23 protein-coding genes are annotated in these 21,308 nt (G+C 69.6%); 12 read left to right on the forward strand and 11 right to left on the reverse strand.

All coding sequences use genetic code 11. The features are described 5' to 3' along the window. Positions 1–156: 156 nt before the first annotated feature. Both ACWIGI_RS20105 and ACWIGI_RS20110 read right to left on the reverse strand, forming a co-directional pair. The gene (locus tag ACWIGI_RS20105) at positions 157–771 is read right to left on the reverse strand and encodes a DUF4126 domain-containing protein (RefSeq protein WP_454203928.1); all 615 of its coding nucleotides are present in this window, start codon (positions 769–771) and stop codon (positions 157–159) included. A gap of 127 nt (positions 772–898) precedes the next feature. Next, a complete protein-coding gene (locus ACWIGI_RS20110) occupies positions 899–1,741 on the reverse strand; it encodes an SCO6745 family protein (protein WP_454203929.1) in 843 nt (280 codons plus the stop codon). A 114-nt stretch (positions 1,742–1,855) separates the two neighbouring features. Here ACWIGI_RS20110 and ACWIGI_RS20115 point away from each other — a divergent pair, with 114 nt between their 5' ends. After that, positions 1,856–2,305, forward strand: coding sequence for a nucleoside deaminase (locus ACWIGI_RS20115; RefSeq protein WP_454203930.1), 450 nt, complete (start codon positions 1,856–1,858; stop codon positions 2,303–2,305). Between the two features lie 107 nt (positions 2,306–2,412). Here ACWIGI_RS20115 and ACWIGI_RS20120 read toward each other — a convergent pair whose 3' ends face one another. After that, positions 2,413–2,772: a DUF4189 domain-containing protein gene (locus tag ACWIGI_RS20120; protein WP_454203931.1), complete on the reverse strand. Its 360-nt coding sequence runs from the start codon at positions 2,770–2,772 to the stop codon at positions 2,413–2,415. A gap of 210 nt (positions 2,773–2,982) precedes the next feature. Beyond that, on the reverse strand, positions 2,983–3,462 hold the full coding sequence (locus tag ACWIGI_RS20125; RefSeq protein ID WP_454203932.1) for a nuclear transport factor 2 family protein: 480 nt from the start codon (positions 3,460–3,462) through the stop codon (positions 2,983–2,985). A 94-nt stretch (positions 3,463–3,556) separates the two neighbouring features. Between ACWIGI_RS20125 and ACWIGI_RS20130 the strand changes: the two genes are divergently transcribed. The 3 genes from ACWIGI_RS20130 to ACWIGI_RS20140 are packed head-to-tail and all read left to right on the forward strand — an operon-like array spanning position 3,557 to position 5,955. Then, positions 3,557–4,315 carry a sporulation protein gene (locus ACWIGI_RS20130; RefSeq protein ID WP_454203933.1) on the forward strand — a complete coding sequence of 253 codons (759 nt, stop codon included), beginning with the start codon at positions 3,557–3,559 and terminating at the stop codon, positions 4,313–4,315. 60 nt (positions 4,316–4,375) lie between these two features. Continuing rightward, complete coding sequence (locus ACWIGI_RS20135) at positions 4,376–5,449, forward strand: NAD(P)H-dependent amine dehydrogenase family protein (RefSeq protein WP_454203934.1); 1,074 nt, start codon at positions 4,376–4,378, stop codon at positions 5,447–5,449. Continuing rightward, on the forward strand, positions 5,446–5,955 hold the full coding sequence (locus ACWIGI_RS20140; RefSeq protein ID WP_354988953.1) for a carboxymuconolactone decarboxylase family protein: 510 nt from the start codon (positions 5,446–5,448) through the stop codon (positions 5,953–5,955). Before ACWIGI_RS20135 ends, ACWIGI_RS20140 begins: the two co-directional genes overlap by 4 nt. A gap of 53 nt (positions 5,956–6,008) precedes the next feature. Here ACWIGI_RS20140 and ACWIGI_RS20145 read toward each other — a convergent pair whose 3' ends face one another. Both ACWIGI_RS20145 and yaaA read right to left on the reverse strand, forming a co-directional pair. Next, positions 6,009–6,791 carry an alpha/beta fold hydrolase gene (locus ACWIGI_RS20145; protein WP_454203935.1) on the reverse strand — a complete coding sequence of 261 codons (783 nt, stop codon included), beginning with the start codon at positions 6,789–6,791 and terminating at the stop codon, positions 6,009–6,011. Positions 6,792–6,980: 189 nt separating this feature from the next. Beyond that, positions 6,981–7,724, reverse strand: a complete 744-nt coding sequence (gene yaaA / locus ACWIGI_RS20150) for a peroxide stress protein YaaA (RefSeq protein ID WP_454203936.1) — start codon at positions 7,722–7,724, stop codon at positions 6,981–6,983. Positions 7,725–7,782: 58 nt separating this feature from the next. On the opposite strand from yaaA, the gene ACWIGI_RS20155 reads away from it, so the two are divergent. Then, a complete protein-coding gene (locus ACWIGI_RS20155; protein ID WP_454203937.1) occupies positions 7,783–9,540 on the forward strand; it encodes a proline--tRNA ligase in 1,758 nt (585 codons plus the stop codon). 158 nt (positions 9,541–9,698) lie between these two features. On the opposite strand, the gene ACWIGI_RS20160 is transcribed toward ACWIGI_RS20155, so the two are convergent. From ACWIGI_RS20160 to ACWIGI_RS20180, 5 genes are all read right to left on the reverse strand, one after another. Next, the gene (locus ACWIGI_RS20160; RefSeq protein ID WP_454203938.1) at positions 9,699–9,995 is read right to left on the reverse strand and encodes a ribbon-helix-helix protein, CopG family; all 297 of its coding nucleotides are present in this window, start codon (positions 9,993–9,995) and stop codon (positions 9,699–9,701) included. Continuing rightward, positions 9,992–10,231: a toxin gene (locus ACWIGI_RS20165; RefSeq protein ID WP_454203939.1), complete on the reverse strand. Its 240-nt coding sequence runs from the start codon at positions 10,229–10,231 to the stop codon at positions 9,992–9,994. The genes ACWIGI_RS20160 and ACWIGI_RS20165 overlap by 4 nt, the downstream gene beginning before the upstream one ends. 114 nt (positions 10,232–10,345) lie before the next feature. Next, positions 10,346–11,752, reverse strand: coding sequence for a three-helix bundle dimerization domain-containing protein (locus ACWIGI_RS20170; protein WP_454203940.1), 1,407 nt, complete (start codon positions 11,750–11,752; stop codon positions 10,346–10,348). A 177-nt stretch (positions 11,753–11,929) separates the two neighbouring features. Next, positions 11,930–12,364: a ferritin-like domain-containing protein gene (locus ACWIGI_RS20175; protein ID WP_454203941.1), complete on the reverse strand. Its 435-nt coding sequence runs from the start codon at positions 12,362–12,364 to the stop codon at positions 11,930–11,932. Between the two features lie 115 nt (positions 12,365–12,479). Continuing rightward, a complete protein-coding gene (locus tag ACWIGI_RS20180) occupies positions 12,480–13,025 on the reverse strand; it encodes a hypothetical protein (RefSeq protein ID WP_454203942.1) in 546 nt (181 codons plus the stop codon). Between the two features lie 314 nt (positions 13,026–13,339). Here ACWIGI_RS20180 and rimP point away from each other — a divergent pair, with 314 nt between their 5' ends. The 7 genes from rimP (at position 13,340) to ACWIGI_RS20215 (ending at position 20,616) form a co-directional block, all read left to right on the forward strand. Continuing rightward, the gene (gene rimP / locus ACWIGI_RS20185) at positions 13,340–14,029 is read left to right on the forward strand and encodes a ribosome maturation factor RimP (protein ID WP_454203943.1); all 690 of its coding nucleotides are present in this window, start codon (positions 13,340–13,342) and stop codon (positions 14,027–14,029) included. Beyond that, positions 14,026–15,054: a transcription termination factor NusA gene (nusA, locus tag ACWIGI_RS20190; RefSeq protein WP_454203944.1), complete on the forward strand. Its 1,029-nt coding sequence runs from the start codon at positions 14,026–14,028 to the stop codon at positions 15,052–15,054. Before rimP ends, nusA begins: the two co-directional genes overlap by 4 nt. Before the next feature lie 123 nt (positions 15,055–15,177). Beyond that, positions 15,178–15,492 (forward strand): YlxR family protein, encoded by a 315-nt coding sequence (locus ACWIGI_RS20195; protein WP_454203945.1) that lies wholly within the window; start codon positions 15,178–15,180, stop codon positions 15,490–15,492. 110 nt (positions 15,493–15,602) lie between these two features. Beyond that, positions 15,603–18,671 carry a translation initiation factor IF-2 gene (gene infB / locus ACWIGI_RS20200; RefSeq protein ID WP_454203946.1) on the forward strand — a complete coding sequence of 1,023 codons (3,069 nt, stop codon included), beginning with the start codon at positions 15,603–15,605 and terminating at the stop codon, positions 18,669–18,671. 148 nt (positions 18,672–18,819) lie between these two features. Next, a complete protein-coding gene (locus tag ACWIGI_RS20205) occupies positions 18,820–19,110 on the forward strand; it encodes a DUF503 domain-containing protein (protein ID WP_454204155.1) in 291 nt (96 codons plus the stop codon). Between the two features lie 27 nt (positions 19,111–19,137). After that, entirely contained in the window at positions 19,138–19,587 is a 450-nt protein-coding gene (gene rbfA, locus ACWIGI_RS20210; protein ID WP_454204156.1) for a 30S ribosome-binding factor RbfA, read from the forward strand. 36 nt (positions 19,588–19,623) lie between these two features. After that, positions 19,624–20,616: a DHH family phosphoesterase gene (locus ACWIGI_RS20215; RefSeq protein WP_454203947.1), complete on the forward strand. Its 993-nt coding sequence runs from the start codon at positions 19,624–19,626 to the stop codon at positions 20,614–20,616. Positions 20,617–21,308: the final 692 nt, after the last annotated feature.

Genomic DNA, 21,308 nt, shown 5'->3' on the forward strand with positions numbered 1-21,308 from the left:
GCACCGAAGCCACGCCGCGTCCGGGCCGATGCCCCGACCTGCTCGACGGCTGTGCGCCGTTCAACTGCGCATGTGCGGGATGATGCGGCGAATCGTCCGGTGGCGTCGAGACAACCGGGTGAATCGCCCGGACGGCCGTGTTGTCCGGGCCGCCGCTCAGGCGATCGGGTCCGCGCCGGCGGCGGTCTCGCGTCGTTGCTTGCGGGTGCGGAGCCAGCGGCGGGCACGCAGGGCCAGCCAGGTCAGGCCGACCAGCAGGATCAGGACGGCGACGAAGGCCAGGACCGGGACCGCCAGGGCCAGCACGGTCAGCACCAGGGAGGTGCCGTCCTCGGCGGTCGAGACCACCGGATTGCCCACGCCGCCGGTGGTTCCGGTGACGAACGGGCGGGCCACCGTGCGCCCGGCGTGGATACTGCCCGCGGTGACGGCGCCGAGGATCGCGGCGACGGCGGGCGGCAGCTGCGCGGACACGCTGGTCTCGGCCGCGAACAGGATCGCCCCCGAGGCCGGCGCCACCAGCGCGCCGAACCCGTGCAGCACCGAGTCCAGGGCAGGGATCTTGTCCCCGATCAGGTCCAGTACGAACACCACGGCGACGCCGATCAGCGCCGGCGTCGAGGACAGCCAGCTGTACGAGTCGCCCAGGTCGATCCAGCCGAATCGGTCGGCGAACCCCACCAGCAGAAGTGGCAGCCAGGCGTTGAGCCCCGCCGCGCCCGAGAGCCCGAACGCGCCGAGCACCGCCCCGACGGCCGCTGTGATCTCCATGCCACGAGTCTGCCGGTTATATCCGACATCGGCCCGTATTCGCCGCGCGGATGTTCGCACGAACACCCCGCGCCCGGTGCTCCCGCGCACGTGACGGCCGGCACGGCACCGCCGCCCGGCCCGTGCCTCAGGCCGGGTCGGCGCCCATCGGGTTGGGGTAGGGGACCGTGCCGCTGTGGGCGATCGCCGTCGCGGCGGGGGTCAGCAGGTCGAGGATCTCGGTGTGCGCGGCGGTGTCGCGGTAGGCGGTCATCGCCAGGGCGTCGGTGCGGGCCTCGATGTGGGTGTGCAGCGCCCGGCCGCCGTCGGTGATCTCGTCGCCGGTGAGCAGGCCGCGGGTCTCCAGCCGCAGCCGGGCCGCCTCCCAATCGGATTCGCTCCAGCCGCGCACATCGCGCCACACGGTCGCGGGCACGCCGGTCGCCGCCGAGAACAGCACGTGCGCCTCGCAGCCGTCGATGCCCTCCGCGAGCAGGCAGGCGACATGGCCGTCGCCGCGATGCTCGCGCAGGGTCGTGACCGCCTGCCACAGCGCGGCGACCGGATCGGGCGGAATCGGCAGATCGCGGTTGGCGCCGAAGAGCGTGCGGCCATCGGCGGGCGCGTCGGCGATCGCGGTGTGCAGGATCGGCAGGGCGCTCCCGGCGACGGTCTCGATATCGGGAACCAGTGTGCGCAGGACACCGGCGGCCGCGACGACCCGGCCGTCCAGGACCGCGTCCCTGGTCGCGAAACTCCAGGCGTCGGGCAGGGCGCGGCGCACCATCGCGGGCGCGAAGTTGAAGAAGGTGGCCTCGACGACCCCCGGCCCGACCGCTCCGATCGGCGCCGAGCGGGTGGCGAAGTACCCCATCCAGTACCCGCGCAGTCCGAGCGCCTTGTTCGCCGCACGGCAGTCCGGCGCGAAGTACGTGATGGCGTGCAGCGGTTCGATTACCCGCCACATCGATCGGGCGAAGTCGTTGTCCATGCCCGCCAGCCTACTGGCTGGATTTAGTAAACTGAAGTCAGACTGGGGGATTCGCCCGCTCGCGCCGACCGCGTGTACCGAGCGCGCCGCCGCTCCGGTGGCACCATGATCGGCATGATCAATCCGAACGATCTGCTGCGCACCGCCTACGAAGAGGCCCAGCTCGGACTGGACGAGGGCGGTATCCCGATCGGCGCCGCGCTGTTCGACAGCACCGGAAAACTGCTGGGGCGCGGGCACAATCGCCGCGTGCAGTCGGACGATCCCAGCCTGCACGCCGAAACCGACGCCTTCCGCAGGGCCGGGCGCCGCCGCGACTACCGCGACACCATCATGGTCACTACGCTCTCGCCCTGCTGGTACTGCAGCGGCCTGGTCCGGCAGTTCGGCATCGGCGCGGTCGTCGTCGGCGAGGCCCGCACCTTCTCCGGCGGCCACGAATGGCTTGCCGCGCACGGGGTTTCCGTCACCGTCCTGGACGACCCGGCCTGCGTGGAGATGATGACCCGCTTCATCGCCGAGCGGCCCGAACTCTGGCACGAGGACATCGGCGTCACGGACTGAGCGGCGCGGCCGGGTCCGGCGCGGAGAACATTCCCGCGCCGCCGGCGCCATCCGGAAACGGTCGACGCCGGCACCGAGCCCGGGTCATCTCATTCGCCGCAGTGGGCTCACTCGTTGCAGACGGCGTCGTGCACCAGCACCGAATCGCTGTACCAGCGCGCGCCGTTCTCCGCCTCTACCCGGGTGGCGCCGTAGCCGCCGGTGTACTTGTTCATGATCTCGGAGTACGCCACCGCGCCGCAGCCGGTGAACGTGGTGACCGTCGAGCAATCGCTGTATCCGCACTTGTCCTCGGCGGCGCGGCTCGCTCCGGCCTCGGTGTCGTAGTTCCACGACCAGCCGAGGTCGCCGTTGCTGGACACCGCGATCGCGCCCCAGTAGGTGTACGCCTGCGCCGGTGCGGCGGGCAGGAGGGTGGCGAGGGCGGCGAAGGAGATGCCGGCGGTGCCCAACAGGATCTTGCGCATGAGATGTCCTAGCTTCGAGGCGAACTGAAGTACTACCGATCAAGACCGTCTGACCGGTACGAACAACTAATCGCGGCCGACGCCGAGAGCGTTTACACGCGACCGAACGTGCGGCCCGGGCCCGCACACGCGAAAGCCCGCGCCTCGACGGTGAATCGAGGCGCGGGCTCGCGGGTGCGGGCGCGCGGCGGCCGGAAGCCGGGCGGGCGGCTAGGACACTTCGGTGGGCGCCCAGCGGTTGGCGGTGATGAGGTAGCCGGGCTGATCCGCGGTCGAGGTGCGGGTCTCGTAGATGCGCTGATACCCGGTGCTGGCGATCACCCAGCGACCGTCCTCGCGCACGTAGGTGTCGTGGTAGTAGGCCGCGCCGCGAATGGTGATCTGGAAGTCGGGCACGATCACCGTGTCCTCCAGACACCAACTGCCCCTTGCGGTTTCGCCGTCCACCTCGAGCTCCGGATGATTGGCGACGTGCACGGTGATGATGTTGCCGCCCAGCGCCGTGCGCATGTAGTCGACCAGCGCGGTGCGGCCGGTGAATTCGAGCGGCTGCCCGCCCGAGGGCGAGCCGTAGGAGCCGATCACGTCGGTGCTCAGCGTCGCGCCGAACTCGTCCCACTCCTTCAAATCCAGCGTGCGCAGATACCGGTACTTGAGCTGGCGGATCTCTTCCAGCGCGGTGTGGTCCATAGCGATTACCTCCCGAGAACTAGTCGGGATGAATTGGAACACAGGGTTGCCGATCCGGGAATCACTCCGGCCGATCACCGGACAGACTGTTCCCATGTTCAAGAAGTTGTTGGCGGCCGCCGGAGTAGGCGGCGCCGAGGTCGAGACCGAACTGCACACCCCCGGCGTTCAGCCCGGCGGCACCGTGCACGGCGTGGTCCGGCTGCGCGGGGGCAGCGTGGCGCAGGACATCTCCCGGGTGGCGCTGGAGTTCGTGACCCGGGTGGAATTCGAGCACACCGAGGAGGAGACCAGCGGCCTGCGCGGCTTCCATCTCACCCCCGTGCACGGCCCGTTCCGCCTGGAACCCCAGGCGCTCTACGACATTCCGTTCGGGCTGTACACCCCGCTGGAAACCCCGATCACCTTCTACAACGGGCGGCATCTGCCCGGCGCGCAGGTCGCGGTGCGCACGATGGTCGAGATCGCGGGCGCGGTCGACGCCGGGGACAGCGATCCGCTCGGCGTGGGCGCGCTGCCCGCCCAGCACCACATCCTGGCCGCCATCGAACAGCTCGGTTTCGGACTGCACTCCGCGGACTGCGAGTGGGGCCGCCTCAGCGGCATCGAGCAGGAGCTGCCGTTCTTTCAGGAGATCGAGTTCTTCGGGTCCCCGCGCTACCCGCATCTGAGGCAGATCGAGGTCACCTTCGTGGCCCGCGCGCACAACCTCGACGTGATCATCGAGGCCGACAAGAAGGGCGGCTGGCTCAGCGAGGGCCGCGACGTCTACAACGTGATGCGCGTCGACTATCACGCGTTGGACCAGGTCAACTGGGCGCAGGTGCTCGATCAGCGTTTCGGTTCGATGTAGTCCGAAACTGAACATCTCGTTCTACCTACTTAGCAACCAAGCGCTTGCTACATTGCGGCCATGATTCCCACCGTGGTCTGGGGCACCGGCAATGTGGGCCGGGCCGCCATTCGTGCAGTCGCGGCCCATCCCGGACTGAAGCTCACCGACGTCCTGGTCAACAACCCCGACAAGGTCGGCCGGGACGCCGGCACCCTGGCCGGTCTCGACACCGAACTGGGTGTCGCCGCGACGAACGACATCGACGCGGTCCTGGCCGCGGGCCCGCGGGCGCTGGTCTACGCCGGCTCCGGCGAGATCCGCCCCGACGACGCCCTCGCCGACATCGCGCGCGCGATCCGCGCCGGTGCGGTCGTGGTGACCCCCTCGCTCTACGCCCTGTACGACCAGCGCAACGCGCCCCCCGAACTGCGCGAGCAGGTGCTGGCCGCGGTCGCCGAGGGCGGCGGCTCGCTGTTCGTCAGCGGCATCGACCCGGGCTGGGGCAACGACGTACTGCCGCTGCTGATCAGCGGACTCGGCCACACCGTCGACGTCATCCGCTGCCAGGAGATCTTCGACTACACCACCTACGACCAGCCCGACTCGGTGCGCTGGCTCGTCGGCATGGGCCAGCCCCTGGAGTACGAGCCGCCCATGCTCGCGCCCGGCATCCCGACCATGGTGTGGGGCGGGCAGATTCGGCTCATCGCGCGCGGCCTCGGCGTCGAGATCGAGGAGGTCCGCGAGGTCGTCGAACGCCGGCCGCTCGAGCAGACCGTCACCACCGAGCTCATGGGCGACTTCGAAGCCGGCGGGCAGGGCGCGGTGCGCTTCGAGGTGCAGGGCATCGTCGACGGCCGCCCGCGGATCGTCATCGAACACGTCACCCGCATCCACGCCACCTGCGCGCCCGACTGGCCCATCCCGCACAGCGGCGCCGGCGCACACCGCGTGATCATCGAAGGCAGCCCGCGCATCGAGGTCACCATCCAGGCCACCGACGAGGGCGGCAACCACTCCGCGGGCGGAAACGCCACGGCCGTAGGCAGATTGGTGGGCGCCATCGAATGGCTCGCCGCCGCCGAACCCGGCCTCTACGACGCGCTGGACATCCCCCTGCGCAACGGCACACTCGGAAGGAATCAGCCGTGATCATCGACATTCCCGAAGGCAAGGATCCCATCGGCTACGTCTGGGGCGAAATGGTCCCCGGCATCGGCGTCGCCGCGGCCGCGTTCTCGCTCGCGGTCTACGAGCACACCACCCTCGGCCTGCCCGAGTTCGAAGCCGCCCGGCTGCGCATCGCGCAGATCAACGGCTGCCTGTTCTGCCTGGACTGGCGCACCGACCGCAACGGCGAGAAGGTCGACGAGTCCTTCGCCGACGAGGTCACCAACTGGCGCACCGCCGAATCCTTCGACGAGCGCACCCGTTTGGCCGCCGAGTACGCCGAGCGCTACGCCCTCGATCACCACGGCCTCGACGACGCCTGGTGGGAGCGCATGTTCGCGCACTACACCCAGGCCGAGGTCACCGAACTGTCCATGTGCCTGGGCTCGTGGCTGGCCTTCGGCCGCCTGAACCACGTGCTCGGCCTGGACGCGGTGTGCGTGCTGCCCAGCCACGCGCAGGCGTCCGCCACCCTGGCCGCGGAGTAGGTTTCGCTCGCGAGGTGTTGTCCGGGACTGCCGGGCAACACCTTTCGCGGCTATCAGGCCGGCAGCGCGTCCAGGAACTCGCGCAGCAGCGAATTCACCTGCGCCGCATGGGTGATGTTCACCCCGTGCGTCGCCCCCGCCACGGTGTGCAGGCGGGCGGGACCGCCGAGCTGGGCCGCCAGCGCGGTCATGTCCGCGTCGCTCTCGGCCTGATCGTGCTCACCGCGCACCAGCAGCGCCGGGCAGCTCAGCCCACCGATCGCCTCGGCCACCGAATCCCGCTCGATCAGGCAGTCCGCCGCCAGGCGCAGCCGCCTGCGATCGCTGTTGCACCACTTGGTGATCCACAGCTGCTGTTCGGCCGGGGTCCCGCCGATCATGGTCTTGGCGATCATGGCGGCCAGCGGATGGAACGGCTCGGATTCCATCCACGCCGTCATGATTCCGCGATAGCGCTCGCGCGCCGCGACATCGTACGGCTCGGCCGAGGTGCCCATCAGCACCAGCGCGCGTACCCGGCTCGGCTGCTGCAGCGCCATCCGCAGGGCGGTGTACCCGCCCTGCGACATGCCACCCGCGACGACCTCGTCGACGCCGAGTTCGTCGAGCACCGCCCAGACGTCCTCGGCCAGATCCCAATAGGTGAACGGATCCCGGTAGTCCTCGGTCAGTCCGTGCCCGCGCGCGTCGACGGCGATCACCCGGTAATCCGGTGCGAGCCCGGCCCCCTGACGCGCGAACATCTCCTCATCGAGAAAGAATCCGTGGCTGAGCACCACGACCGGGCCGTCGGCCTCGGTGTCGGTGTAATGAACTTTCGCTCCGGCAGTACTCACGAACGGCACAGCAATCTCCCATCGCCCACTGTGCGCCACCATAACCGGAAGCGGATTCGGCTGTGGTGCTGTCCGATCGCTTCCGGCCGGTAACAGTGCGCCCGAGCGCGTGGGTCCGGCACGGACGCCGCCGTGCGCGCCCGGTCGGCGGGGCGCCGGAATTCCGGCGCCTACGTACCCCGATCGAGGTTAAGTGAGTACCAGAAGTTCAGTGGGAGAAGCGATTTCGATACGCAGCCCGAACTTCTCCGCCACCCGGGCCAGACCGTTGATGTCGGCCGGTTCCGAGCGGGTCAGCACCAGTGCCCGAGCGAGCAGCCCTTTGTGGTGTTTGTTGAAGTGGCTCACCACCGTTCGGCTCCCGTCGGGCCGTTCGGTGAGCACGGTGGCGGTGACCGCGCCGGGGATGCGGCCCAGATTCTGATAGGTGCCCGAGCGCAGATCCACGGTGAGCTCGCCGTCGGTCTCCGCGCGCAGCGCCTCGGGCAGCACCTGCTTCCACACCGACTGCAGGGTGGGCAGGCCCGGCAGCTTCGATCCGCCCGAAAGCCGGTACGCCGGAATGGGATCGCCCGCGCGCACCACGCCGAACAGCGCCGACCCGATGGCCAGGCGCGCGTCGGCCTTGGCCCGCTGGGTCCGGGTCAGCGACGCCGCGTCGAGGGCGTCGTAGAGCACGCCGGTGTAGCGGTCCAGCGCCGGGCGGGTGGGCGAGGAGCGCAGCGCGGCGTTGCGCGCGATCTCCGCGTCAGCCCCCTTGCCCAGACCCAGTGCCGAGCGCGAGGCGTCGGGATCGGCGGCCAGCCGGCTCAGTTGGGTGACCAGCTTGTCGCGGACCGCCGTGAGCTGCGGCATCGCGAGGGAGTCCAGATTCAGTGGATCGCCCGAGCCACCGTCGGACTTGGTTTCGGAGGGAGGCAGCAGCACCAGCACGAGCCAACACGGTAATGCCTTGTGAGCATCGCGTGTGCAGCGGCTACTCTGTGGATCCGTGATCACCCGTCTCTCGCATCTGTTCCTGCGCACGCTGCGCGATGACCCCGCCGACGCCGAGGTGCCCAGCCACAAGCTGCTGGTCCGCGCCGGATATGTGCGCCGCATCGCGCCGGGCATCTACTCGTGGCTGCCGCTCGGTCTGCGTACGCTGCGCAAGATCGAGAACGTGGTCCGGGAGGAAATGGACGCCATCGGCGCCCAGGAGATCTCGCTGCCGGCGCTGCTGCCGCGCGAACCGTACGAGGCGACCAATCGCTGGACCGAGTACGGCGACGCGCTGTTCCGCCTCAAGGACCGCAAGGGCGCGGACTACCTGCTCGGGCCCACCCACGAGGAACTCTTCGCGCTGACGGTGAAGGGCGAGTACAACTCCTACAAGGATCTGCCCGTCACGCTGTACCAGATCCAGACCAAGTACCGCGACGAGGCGCGTCCCCGCGCGGGCATCCTGCGCGGGCGCGAGTTCGTCATGAAGGACTCGTACTCCTTCGATCTCGACGACGAGGGCCTCAGCGCCAGCTACCAGGCGCATCGCGGCGCGTACCAGAAGATCTTCGATCGCCTGAACGTCTCGTACGTGATCGTGGCCGCCACCTCCGGCGCGATGGGCGGTTCGGCGTCCGAGGAGTTCCTGGCCAACAGCCCCGTCGGCGAGGACACCTACGTCATCAGCCGCGAATCCGGTTACGCCGCCAACGTCGAGGCCGTCGTCACCGCGGTTCCGGCCGAGATCCCCCTCGAGGGTCTGGCCGCGGCCGAGGAGCACGACACCCCGGACACCGCGACCATCGCGAAGCTGGTGGAGTGGGCCAACGCCAACGGCATCGCCGACCAGCTGGGCCGTCCGGTCACCGCCGCGGACACCCTGAAGAACGTCATCGTCAAGCTGCGCTACCCGGACGGCAAGACCGAGATCCTGGGCATCGGCCTGCCCGGCGACCGCGAGGTGGACGAGAAGCGCCTCGAGGCGTCGGTCGAGCCCGCCGAGGTGGAACTGCTCGCCGAGGAGGACTTCAAGGCCAACCCCTTCCTGGTCAAGGGCTACATCGGCCCGAAGGCGCTGCTGGCCAACGGCGTTCGCTACCTGCTCGATCCCCGCGTGGTCTCGGGCACCTCCTGGATCACCGGCGCCGACGAGGCCGGTAAGCACTACGTGAACCTGGTCGCGGGCCGCGACTTCACCGCCGACGGCACCATCGAGGCCGCCGAGGTCCGCGACGGCGATCCCTCGCCGGACGGGAAGGGCGTGCTGGAGTCCGCGCGCGGCATCGAGATCGGCCACATCTTCCAGCTGGGCCGCAAGTACACCGACGCGTTCGACGTCGACGTGCTCGGCGAGAACGGCAAGCCGGTCCGCCTGACCATGGGCTCCTACGGCGTCGGCATCTCCCGGATGATGGCCGTGGTCGCCGAGCAGCAGCACGACGACAAGGGCCTGCGCTGGCCGAAGGAGATCGCCCCCTACGACGTGCACGTGGTCATCGCGAACAAGGACGACGCCGCCCGCGAAGGCGCGGAAAAGGTTGTCACCGAACTGAACGCCGCCGGCCTGGACGTCCTGTTCGACGACCGCAAGGCCTCCCCGGGCGTGAAGTTCAAGGACGCCGAGCTCCTGGGCATGCCCCTGGTGGTGGTGGTCGGCCGCGGCTGGTCCGAAGGCAAGCTCGAGCTCCGCGACCGCTTCACCGGCGAGAGCGAGGAGTTCCCCGCCGAGACCGCCGTGGCCTCGATCATCGCGAAGGTTCGCGGCTGACACCGCTTCCCCGGCAACCCGGCGAGCCGCGCGCCTTACCCGCGCCGCACCCCCGGTGCCACTCGATGAGCGCTCGCGGCGGCGCCGGCCCCGCGCCCCCCGCCCGCGCGCCACCCCCGCCGCGGGGGGGGGCGCCACCCCCCGGGTCTTCAACGGGCTCAGGCCACCTCGAGCCAAGCGCGTAGCGCCTGACGGATGACCTCGCTCGATGACGTGTGGTCCAACTCGGCTCGATGCACGAGCGCGGCCTTGAGGCCGGGATCCAACCGCACGGGCACAACTTCGCCGGCCGCCGATCCGATCGGCGGCCGGCCACCGCGTCGGCGCAGTGCCGCGACGTCATAACCGTCTTCGGCTTCGGCTGCGGCCTCCGCGATCACCGCATCGGTGACCGGAATCCCACCGGACGTGGGGACCGGCTTCTCGAGCTTCCTGGGCATGCGAACCTCCTTCACGGCAACAGTCCTCGATACTTCGCTCGCATCCGCATCGAGTGGATGATCAGCTCGCCGCCGTCGTCCAGCAGCATCACGACGATCTCGAGCAGGTTTCCAGCTCGATCCGGCCCCAGCCGGAGCTCTCGCTCCGGTGGCTCATCCGAGATCGGATAGGCGACGAGATAGTTCGTCGCCGCATGAACGCTGTCCTCATCGGCGATTCCGTGCTTGCGTGCCGACCTGTGAACCTCCATCGGATTCCCCCAATATCGTAATACGAAACTGCTGGCGCGGCCAGTGCCGCTCGGGGGAATTCGGTGTCGGGTTCGTGTTGGACGTCTCGGGGCGTCGGGTCGGTCGGGCCGGGTCTAGTTGTATGCCCTGGCCACCCCGTCCAGCAGGTGTTCGAGGGTGTCGTAGTCGGGCGGGTCGACGACGTCGATCAGGGTGGGGTTCACCGGAACCTTGTGGTCGGCGGCGACTTTCGTGAACAGGGACGGATCGTTGGGGCGGAAGCCGTGGTCGGCGGCCAGGCGCTGGAGGTCCGGATCGGTGGCGAGGAGTTTGCCCAGGCGGTCGCCGCCGTCGTTCAGGGGGATCACGGTGTGCTGGGAGAGCACGGTCGGGGAGGGGTACATCAGCACCATGCCGGGCTTCAGCTGGTTGTTCACCGCGGCCGCCACGTACTGGGATTCGTAGATCCAGACCATCGGGGTCGGGCCCATGCCCGCGGCCAGGTACTCCTTGAACGGGCCGTCGGAGGTGTTCTCGGTGTAGCCCTGACGGGTGAACAGGCGGGAGATGCGGGACAGGGCGTGGGCCTCGGCGGTCGCGCCGCGCACGATGGTGTTGTCGTTGGCCACGTAGGCGGTGACCGACAGGTACATGGCCGCGGAGTTCGAGGTGCGCGGGTCGGTCGTCCCGACCAGGACGTTCTTGCGGACCGGGTAGGTCGTGTTGCCCGCGAGCTGATCCCACTGCACCCCGCGCTCGGCCAGGGCCAGGAACTTCTCCACGTCGAAAACCGGTGCCGCGCCGGGCGTCACGATCCCCGCGGCGGTCAGCAACTCCACGATCGGCGCGAAGGTGGCGATGGCCATGGGCGAGGAGAACGGGGTGTACTTCGCGCTCACCCCGCGCCCGCGCTGGATGCGCTCGGCCGCGGCGGAACTGGAGGGGAAGGCGAAGTCGTAGCCGGCCAGATCCACCGAGGTGGCGATCTGCCGCGAACCGGCGGGATCGACCTCGACGCGGATCCCGTTGCGCGCCAGCACCTCGGCCACCCGCGGATCCTCGAAGAACGCGACCTTCTCCGACCCGACCACGCCGCGCACGGTCGCGAGCGGCGCGGCGGCCGGAGCAACCGGCGCCGGATCCGGCTCGCGCACAGCCGCGAACGCCGCGACGGCGACAACCGTCACCACCGCGCCCGCGCCCAGCAGAACCGAACGCCGCCGCAACACCGAGAGGTCCAAGGTGTCGAATAGATGACTACGCGTTGAATTCGAATTGTCCGCCAATGGAATTGCCGTGGACGATTCCGTATCCGCCTGTTCCGGTTCGACTTTCGCGTCGTCCGGTTCCAGTTCCCGGCGTGCCATGCGCTCCACCAGAATCGGTACGAATTCCCGCACCGCATGCCCATCGAACCGTCGTCGCACCGTACCGACCACGGCCTCGACCTGCTCCGCCGTATGCACCTCGACATAGCGTTCCACCAGGCGATTCGTCACCGCGTGCAGTGCTTTTTCTTCCCGGGCCGCATCGACCGCCACAATCTCTCCTCGACTCCCACCGGAAATTGATTGCGCGGCAGGAAAATACATCGGACCGCGCCGGAGCGACCTTACTCGCAATTCGCGATGCTTTCAGGATCGGTGTGCGGGAAAAGGCTCGGCCCGCACACCGATTCGGGTGTGCGGGCCGGGAATTGCGTGCGTTCGGGGCTTATCTCAGGGCTGTCCCGGGAACGCCACCGTCGCCGGATTCACACCCAGGATCGACTGCCAGGTGGCCAGCCGCAGCGCGCTCTCGGTGAGCGCTTCCACCGCGGTGCGCCGCACCTCGGGCGTCGTCGCCGCCTCGACCGCGGCCCGCCACGCCGTCGCGGTGTCGGTCTCCACCACGACCGCGAGCTTGGCCGCGGGGATCGGGTCGTCCACCGGCACCGGGCTGGGATACGCGGCCGCGGGCGCCGGTACCGCGGCGTCCAGCCCCTTCAGTGCGTCGATGGTCGCGTCCCGGCGGGCCCGATGCGCGGCGGTGTACTCCGCCACGAGTCGTTCCCGATCCGGATTCGCGTAGGCCGCGATCACCCCGTACGCGAACACCGCCGCGTACTCCGCGCTCAGCGCGTCCGCCAGCGCCTTCGAATCCGCCCCGCTCATACCGTGTTCCTCCCCGCCCGAATGATGTGCCGTGGTCCGGTGCGCGCCCGCGCGCTCCCGCTGTGTTCCGTCCGCTCGTGTGCGGCGCTCGTGCCGAGCCGCCCGCAGGCATGGCTCACGCGAGCAGCACCCCGGCGTGTGTGGCGCACGCGGCGCTGATCGAGGCCAGCAGCCCGGCCCGATACCCCGACAACTGCACCGCCAGCTCACCGCTCGAGCGCTGCGCCCCCGTGAGCGCGGCCTGCACCTGCGCGACCGACGGCGGCGTCGCGGGCGCGGCGGCCGAGATGGGCGCGCTGCGCTGACTCGGCACCGTGCCGTCGCCGTAAACGCCCACCACGCGGTCGATTTCGGCCCGCAGCGCGTCGGCGTGCGCGGTGCGCTGGCTGGCGATGACCTGCAGCACCCCCGCGCGATCGGGTGCGACGGCGATGGCGGCGGTCGCCGCGGCCGCGTCCTTGCGCGCCGACTCCTCCTGCGCCAGAAGCGGATCCGGCAGCGCGGGCGCTTCCTCGCGGGTGCACGCGGTCCCGGCCCCGAGCGCGGTCACGACCAGCACGCCGCCGCCGGCCAGGCGCAGGGCGGCCCGGCGATCGAGGGTGGTCGCCGCCCGGCGGTCCAGCGGAGATACGGGTAGGGGCGCGCGTGTGACACCGGCCATAGGGCCGCTCTGACTGCTGGGCACGGGTACATGGTGCCAGTCGTTCCGGCGTGCTCACCGCACCCGGGCCGTCCGATAGGCTGTGATCTCGATCGATATGTCCCCGGCACGGGCGCGTCGCCGCCGCTGTCGCACCCGCGACACGGACACGCCGCGATGCCGGTAGCGCGAACCATGCCGAAGTCGCCACGATCGGCTGGTCCTTTACACTCTTTCCGCGCGTTACGCTAGACCTTCGGTGCGGATATTCAGCGTTTCCGCTCCACTGCCAGACACAACTCAAACCGTCACAACTGAACCAGGAGCCGCCCCACATGCCGATGCCGTCCGAGGAAAGGGTGAGCCAGCTAGTTGCTGAGCTCGTCGAACGCCGAGGATTCGACCTCGAAGGCGTTGCGATTTCGGCTGCCGGTACCGCGCACGCCAAGGTGAAGGTGACGGTGGATCGCGACGAAGCCGCGCCCCTGGACGCCGTCGCCGTGCTCAGTTCGGAGATCTCCGAAGCCCTGGACGCCGCCGGTGATTTCGGCGAGACCCCCTACCTGCTGGAGGTCACCACCCCCGGCGTCGAACGACCCCTCACCGAGCTACGGCACTGGCAGCGCGCTCGCGGCCGCAAGGTCAAACTCACCCTGCGCGCCGGTGTGCAATCCCCGGAGGAGAAGGGCAAGGCCCGCTTCGAGGCCCGCGTCGGCGCGGCCTCCGAGACCGAGGTGGCCCTGGTCCTGGGCGGCAAGCGCAAACCGCACCGGGTGAGCGTCCCGCTGGCCGACATCGAATTCGCCGTCGTCCAGGTGGAGTTCGCGCCACCCGGCGCGGCCGAACTGGAACTGGCCGGCGGCGTCGCCCCCGGCCGTCCGCAACCGGGCGCGCAGGCGCACGACCTATCCGGCGACGGTGACGACGCCGAAGACCCGGACGACGCCGAACCCGGCGACGGCTCCGAAGACGAACAAGACGTAGAAGCTGCATCCGATTCACCGACCGAAGGGATCGTGGAATGAACATCGAAATCGAAGCCCTGCGCGCGATAGTCGCCGACAAGGGGATCTCGATGGAGACAGTGATCTCCGCGATCGAGTCCGCGCTGCTGACCGCCTACCGGCACACCGACGGCCATCAGGCCAGCGCCCGCATCGACATCAACCAGAAGACCGGTGTCGTGCGCGTGATGGCCCGCGAGGTCGACGCCGACGGCAACCTCATCTCCGAATGGGACGACACCCCAGAGGGTTTCGGCCGCATCGCCGCGACCACCGCGCGCCAGGTCGTGCTGCAGCGCCTGCGTGACGCCGAGAACGAGAAGTCCTTCGGCGACTTCGCTACGCACGAGGGCGACATCGTCGGCGGTGTCGTGCAGCGCGACGCGCGCATGAACGCGCGCGGCACCATCGTGGTCCGCATCGGCAGCGAGGCGCACGGCGCCGAGGGCGTCATCCCGCCGGCCGAGCAGGTGCCGGGGGAGACCTACGAGCACGGCGACCGCATCAAGTGTTACGTGGTCGGCGTCTCGCGCGGCCCGCGCGGCCCGCAGATCACCCTCTCGCGCACGCATCCGAATCTGGTGCGCCGCCTGTTCGCCCTCGAGGTCCCCGAGATCGCCGACGGCTCGGTGGAGATCACCGCCGTGGCCCGCGAGGCCGGGCATCGCTCCAAGATCGCCGTGCGCTCGACCGTGCAGGGCGTCAACGCCAAGGGCGCGTGCATCGGCCCGATGGGTCAGCGCGTGCGCAACGTCATGAGCGAACTGGCCGGCGAGAAGATCGACATCATCGACTACGCCGAGGATCCGGCGACCTTCGTGGGGAATGCGCTGTCCCCCTCGAAAGTTGTCTCCGTCACCATCGTCGACCCCGACGCGCGTGCGGCCCGGGTCGTGGTGCCCGATTTCCAGCTCTCGCTGGCGATCGGCAAGGAGGGGCAGAACGCCCGCCTCGCGGCCCGGCTCACGGGCTGGCGAATCGACATTCGCAGTGATGCGGCCCCGGATGTGGCCGGCTCGGTGCGCTCGGAGGCGCAGCGATCTTGATCGCGGCGGGGCGCCGATCTTGGTCCCGGTCCGGCTCCCGGCCGGACCGGATCGGAAAAAGAAACAGACCCCACGGATGACATGTTGGTAACTTCCCACGGGGACGGATGCGGAGATCGGGACATGACAGCGGTAGAGTGGACGCAGGCTCAGCGCGAGTCTTCGATTTCCTCCTCGTCCGCACCCGTGCGGACCTGCGTCGGATGTCGCAAACGCGCACTGGCCGCCGATCTGCTGCGAGTCGTGGCAACCGAAACCACGGTTGTTCCCGATCCTCGGCGTAGACTGCCCGGGAGGGGTGCCTGGTTGCACCCCCTTTCGGCTTGTCTGAACAACGCAGTTCGGCGCCGAGCATTCGGCAGAGCACTACGAGTGTCCGGACATCTGGATATCTCAGCCCTGGAGCATTACGTAGAGAACAGGCACGAGCACTCATGAGCACACCGTGAAGCACCAACGATGATCGACCATCGGAAATAATCTGAGGTCGTGCGGGCCCGCCCTTTGCCAAAAGGGTTGCCGCGCTCGACCTCTCAGTGAGGAGAGCAGTGGCAGGCAAGGCCCGCGTGCACGAGTTGGCCAAAGAACTCGGTGTCACGAGCAAGGAACTACTCGCGAAGCTCAAGGAGCAGGGCGAGTTCGTGAAGTCCGCGTCGTCGACGGTGGAGGCCCCCGTCGCACGTCGCCTGCGTGAGTCGCTCGCACCCAAGAGCGCCCCCGCGAACGGCGCCGCCAAGTCGGCCGCCAAGCCCGGCGACGCCCCGCGTCCGTCCGGCCCCAAGCCCGGCGCCACCTCCGGACCCCGTCCCGGCGCCCCCCGTCCGTCCGCACCGGCTCCGGCAGCCCCCGCGCCCGCTCCGGCGGCGCCGAAGGCTCCCGCCGCCGAGCAGGCCGCACCCGCGGCCGCCGCACCGGCTCCGGCCGTGCGCCCGGGCCCGGCCGTCAAGCCGGGTCCCGCCCCCAAGCCCCCCGTGGCTGAAACCGCTTCTCCGGCAGCGGCTTCCGCTGCTCCGGCGCCCGCGCCGCAGCAGCAGCGGCCGACCCCGGGCGCCCCGCGTCCGGCTGCCCCCGCTCCCGCCCCGCGTCCGGCCCAGCAGGCCGGTGGCGCCGCGCCGACCCCGGGCGCTCCGCGTCCGGCCGGCCCGAAGCCCGGTCCCAAGCCGCCGCGCGTGGGCAACAACCCGTTCTCCTCGGCGCCCGAGCGCCCGGCGCCGCGTCCGGCCCCCGGCCAGAACGCCCCGCGTCCGGGTCAGGGTGGTCCGCGCCCGACCCCGGGTCAGGGCGGTCCCCGTCCGGCTCCCGGCCAGGGTGGCCCGCGTCCCGGTGGCGCGCAGGGCGGTCGTCCGGCTCCCGGTCAGGGCGGTCCCCGTCCGGCTCCGGGTCAGGGCGGTCCCCGCCCCGGCGGCCCGCGTCCGAGCCCCGGCTCGATGCCCCCGCGCCCGAACCCGGGTGCCATGCCCTCGCGTGCCGCGCGTCCCGCGCCCGGCGGCGGTCGTCCCGGTGGTCCGGGTCAGGGTGGTCCGCGTCCCGGTGGCGCCGGTCGTCCGGCCGGTGCCGGTGGTCCGTACCGCGGTGGCCAGGGCGGTGCCCCGGGTACCGGTGGCGCTCCCGGCGCCGGTGGTGCGGCGGCGGGTGGTTTCCGCGGTCGTCCCGGTGGCGGTGGTGGCGGCGGTCGTCCCGGTTCCGGTGGCGGTCGCGGCGGTGCCGCGGGTGCCTTCGGTCGTCCCGGTGGCGCGCCCCGCAAGGGCCGTAAGTCGAAGCGGGCGAAGCGCGCCGAGTACGAGAACATGCAGGCCCCCGTGGCCAACGTGCGGCTGCCGCGCGGCAACGGCGAGATCATCCGTCTCGCCCGCGGCGCGTCGCTGTCCGACTTCGCCGACAAGATCGGCGCCAACCCGGCCTCGCTGGTGCAGGCGCTGTTCAACCTCGGCGAGATGGTCACCGCGACCCAGTCCGTGAACGAGGAGACCCTCGAGCTCCTCGGCGGCGAGATGAACTACGTCGTGCACGTGGTCTCGCCCGAGGACGAGGACCGCGAGTTGCTCGCCAACTTCGACCTCACCTACGGCGAGGACGAGGGCGACGAGGACGACCTGCAGATCCGTCCGCCGGTCGTGACCGTCATGGGCCACGTCGACCACGGTAAGACCCGACTGCTGGACACCATCCGCAAGGCGAACGTCCGCGAGGGCGAAGCCGGCGGCATCACCCAGCACATCGGCGCCTACCAGGTGCTCACGCACGTGAACGCCGAAGACCGCCTCATCACCTTCATCGATACCCCCGGTCACGAGGCGTTCACCGCCATGCGTGCCCGTGGTGCGAAGGCCACCGACATCGCGATCCTCGTGGTCGCGGCCGACGACGGCGTCATGCCGCAGACGGTGGAGGCCATCAACCACGCGCAGGCCGCGGACGTGCCGATCGTGGTGGCGGTCAACAAGATCGATAAGGAAGGCGCGAATCCGCAGAAGATTCGCCAGCAGCTGACCGAATACGGTCTGGTAGCCGAGGAATACGGTGGCGAGACCATGTTCGTCGACATCTCGGCCAAGCAGGGCACGAACATCGATTCGCTGCTCGAGGCTGTCGTTCTGACCGCCGACGCTTCGCTGGATCTGCGGGCGAACCCGGACATGGACGCGCAGGGTGTGGCCATCGAAGCCCACCTCGACCGTGGCCGTGGTCCCGTGGCGACCGTGCTCATCCAGCGCGGCACCCTGCGGGTCGGCGACTCGATCGTGGCGGGTGACGCCTACGGTCGCGTCCGCCGCATGGTCGACGAGCACGGCGACGACGTCGAGGCGGCCATGCCGTCGCGGCCCGTCCAGGTCATCGGTTTCACCTCGGTTCCGGGTGCGGGCGACAACTTGCTCGTGGTCGAGGAAGACCGCATCGCCCGGCAGATCGCGGACCGCCGCAACGCTCGCAAGCGCAACGCCCTGGCCGCGCGCAGCCGCAAGCGGATCTCCCTGGAAGATCTGGATGCCGCCCTGAAGGAGACTTCGGAGCTGAACCTGATCCTCAAGGGCGACAACTCCGGTACCGTCGAGGCCCTCGAAGAGGCGCTGCTCGGTATCGATGTCGGCGACGAGGTGCGTCTGCGTGTCATCGACCGCGGTGTCGGTGGCGTCACCGAGACCAACGTCAACCTGGCGTCGGCCTCGAACGCGATCATCATCGGGTTCAACGTGCGTGCCGAGGGCAAGGCGACCGAGCTGGCGAACCGCGAAGGCGTGGACATTCGCTACTACTCGATCATCTACCAGGCGATCGACGAGATCGAGAAGGCCCTCAAGGGTCTGCTCAAGCCGATCTACGAAGAGGTCGAGCTGGGTCGGGCGGAGATCCGCCAGATCTTCCGCTCCTCCAAGTTCGGCAACATCGCCGGTTGCTGGGTCACCTCGGGCTCGGTCAAGCGCAACGCCAAGGCGCGCCTGCTGCGTGACAACATCGTGATCGCCGAGACCGTCACCATCGCCTCGCTGCGTCGTGAGAAGGATGACGCCACCGAGGTTCGTGAAGGCTACGAATGCGGTATGACGTTGACCTACAACGACATTCGCGAGGGTGACATCATCGAGGCCTACGAGCTGCGCGAGAAGCCGCGCGACTGACAGGTATCGACACAGCACACCTGCCGGGTCCGGAGCGATCCGGACCCGGCAGGGCTGTGACCCCCACATACCGGCACGTTCTGCGCACGCCATCCGGGCGCGCCGGTTTTTCGAGAGACAAGTGCGTGCGCATCACATGAACAACGACTTGTTCGTAGGGGCGCTCGAGTTCGACATCCTGCTCGGCGATGTGCATTCGCTGAAGCAGAAGCGCTCCGTCATCCGCCCGGTCCTGGCCGAACTGCAGAAGTTCGGCGTGAGTGCCGTAGAAGGCGGAGATCACGATCTACACCGGCGTTCACTGCTGGGCGTGGCGATGGTCAGTGCGGGAATGGACCATCTCAGCCAGGTGCTGGACAGGTGTGAACGGCATGTCGCGGGACGGCCGGAGTTACAGTTGCTGGCGGTACGCCGCCGCGTCTTCGGACCCGAAGACTGAACCAATCCCTGTGAGGAGGGCATGACCATGGTGGATCAGGCCAGGGCACGCCGACTCGCCAAGCGGATCTCCACGATCGTGGCCACGGCCATCGAATACGAGATCAAGGATCCGCGGCTGCGTTTCGTCACCATCACCGACACCAAGATGACCGGTGATCTGCGAGAAGCCACGATTTACTACACGGTGATGGGGGAAACCCTGGACGCCGAACCCGATTACACCGAGGCCGCGGCCGGGCTGGAGAAGGCCAAGGGCATTCTCCGTTCCAAGGTCGGTGCGGCGACCGGGGTGAAGTTCACCCCGATCCTCGGTTTCAAGCTCGACACCGTGCCGACCGCCGCCAAGGAGATGGAGGAGCTGCTGGCCCGCGCCCGCGCCGCCGACGCTCGGGTGGCCCAGGTCGCGGTGAACGCGAATTACGCCGGTGACGTCGACCCGTACAAGGTCGCCGACGACGCCGACGACGAAGACTGACCTGCGCTCGCGCGCAGTGGGAGGAGACCGCCGGTGATGGAACCGGTCGATCTGTCCGCGGCGGTGTCGATTCTCGACACCGCCGTTTCGGTCACGGTGCTGTGTCACGTCCAGCCCGATGCCGACACCATCGGTAGCGGCCTGGCCCTGGCGCAGGTGCTGCGCCGGCGTGGCGTGCCCGTGCAGGTTTCGTTCGCCGAGCCCGCCGAACTACCGGTGTCCATGCGCTCGATGCCCGGGACCGACCTGCTCGTCCCGGCCGACAAGGTCGCGCGCGAGGTCGACGTGCTGGTCGCGGTGGACTGCGGCAGCGCGGGGCGGCTCGGGTCGCTCCGGGACCGGCTGGACGGTGCGCGCGTCTCGCTGGTGCTCGATCATCATCGATCCAATACCCGGTTCGGCTCGGTCAACGTCATCGACGAGGCCGCCGAGTCGACGGCGGGACTGGTCGCCCGGGTCCTGGACGCGTGGGGCGAACCGATCGATCGCGATGTGGCGCACTGCCTCTACGCCGGTCTGGTCACCGACACCGGCTCGTTCAAATGGGCTCGTCCCGGTTCGCACGCGCTGGCCGAACGGTTGCTCGCCACCGGTATCGACGGCCCCGGCATCACCCGCATCCTGATGGACACCCACCCGTTCGCGTGGCTGCCCATGCTGTCGCGGGTGCTGGCGACCGCCCAGCTGGATCGCGAGGCCGCCCACGGCGCGGGCCTGGTCTACGTCTTCGTCCGCCGGGCCGACACCGGCGGCGTGCGCTCGGAAGAGGTCGAGAGCGTGGTCGACCTGGTCCGCACCACATCCGAGGCCCAGGTGGCGGCGGTCTTCAAGGAGGCCAGGAGTTCCGCCGAGCACTGGACGGTATCCCTGCGCTCCCACGAGGGCCCCGACGGTTCCCCCGGCGTGGACGTCTCGAGGGTCGCCACCGTCCTCGGCGGCGGCGGACACCGGTATGCCGCAGGCTATTCCGCGACCGGCACGCCCGAAGAGCTGGTGGACCGCCTGCGCACCGAGCTGGCCCGCGACTGACCGGCGCCACCGCGTGTGGCCGGCCCTGCGCGCGCCGGAATGTCGAGCCGCTGCAACGCATTAGCTGGTTCCGGGGGATTGATAGCCGGGAACGAAGGTGCCCGCGGCACGGCCGTACTGAGCTCGGTCGGCACGGAACCCTTGAGCTCGAACACCTTTGGTACCGGTACGCGGGTGTGGGAGCAACGCCACGTCGTTCGAGTGCGGGAAGGGCCGGGCCGGGTGCGCTCTGCGGTGGATTCACGCCCCGCACCACTGGTCCCGCGATGTCGGCGAGTGTCGAGCGGCCCAGGGTGATCGGTGCGGAACCGCTGCGGTCGAACAACTTTGGTGCGGGTATCCGCCGGGTTCCAGCAGCGGACCGGCCTGGATGACACGGCGAGGAACCTGGCTGGTGTCGTAGTGGATCAAGGCTGCACTGGATCCGGGGTGATGATGCGGAACCTCTGCACCTTTGGGCGACGGTGTGCCCGCAGGCTCTCCACTGTGTTCTGGACGTTGCGGCCACGGGCCGGATAGAGGGCCGTCGGCGGTGGACTCGGGTCGGGTTGGGGGACGGCGGCCGGGGCGTCGGCGGGTTCTGGCGGCGGGGGTGGTTTGGCGCGTGGTGTCCTTGACAGGGTGGGGGCGGGCGGCCACCGTGAGTGGTGTTACGCGTTGCTAAGTTAATGGGGCGAGGCGGTGGATCTTCG

The organism is Nocardia sp. NPDC055321, assembly GCF_053645575.1.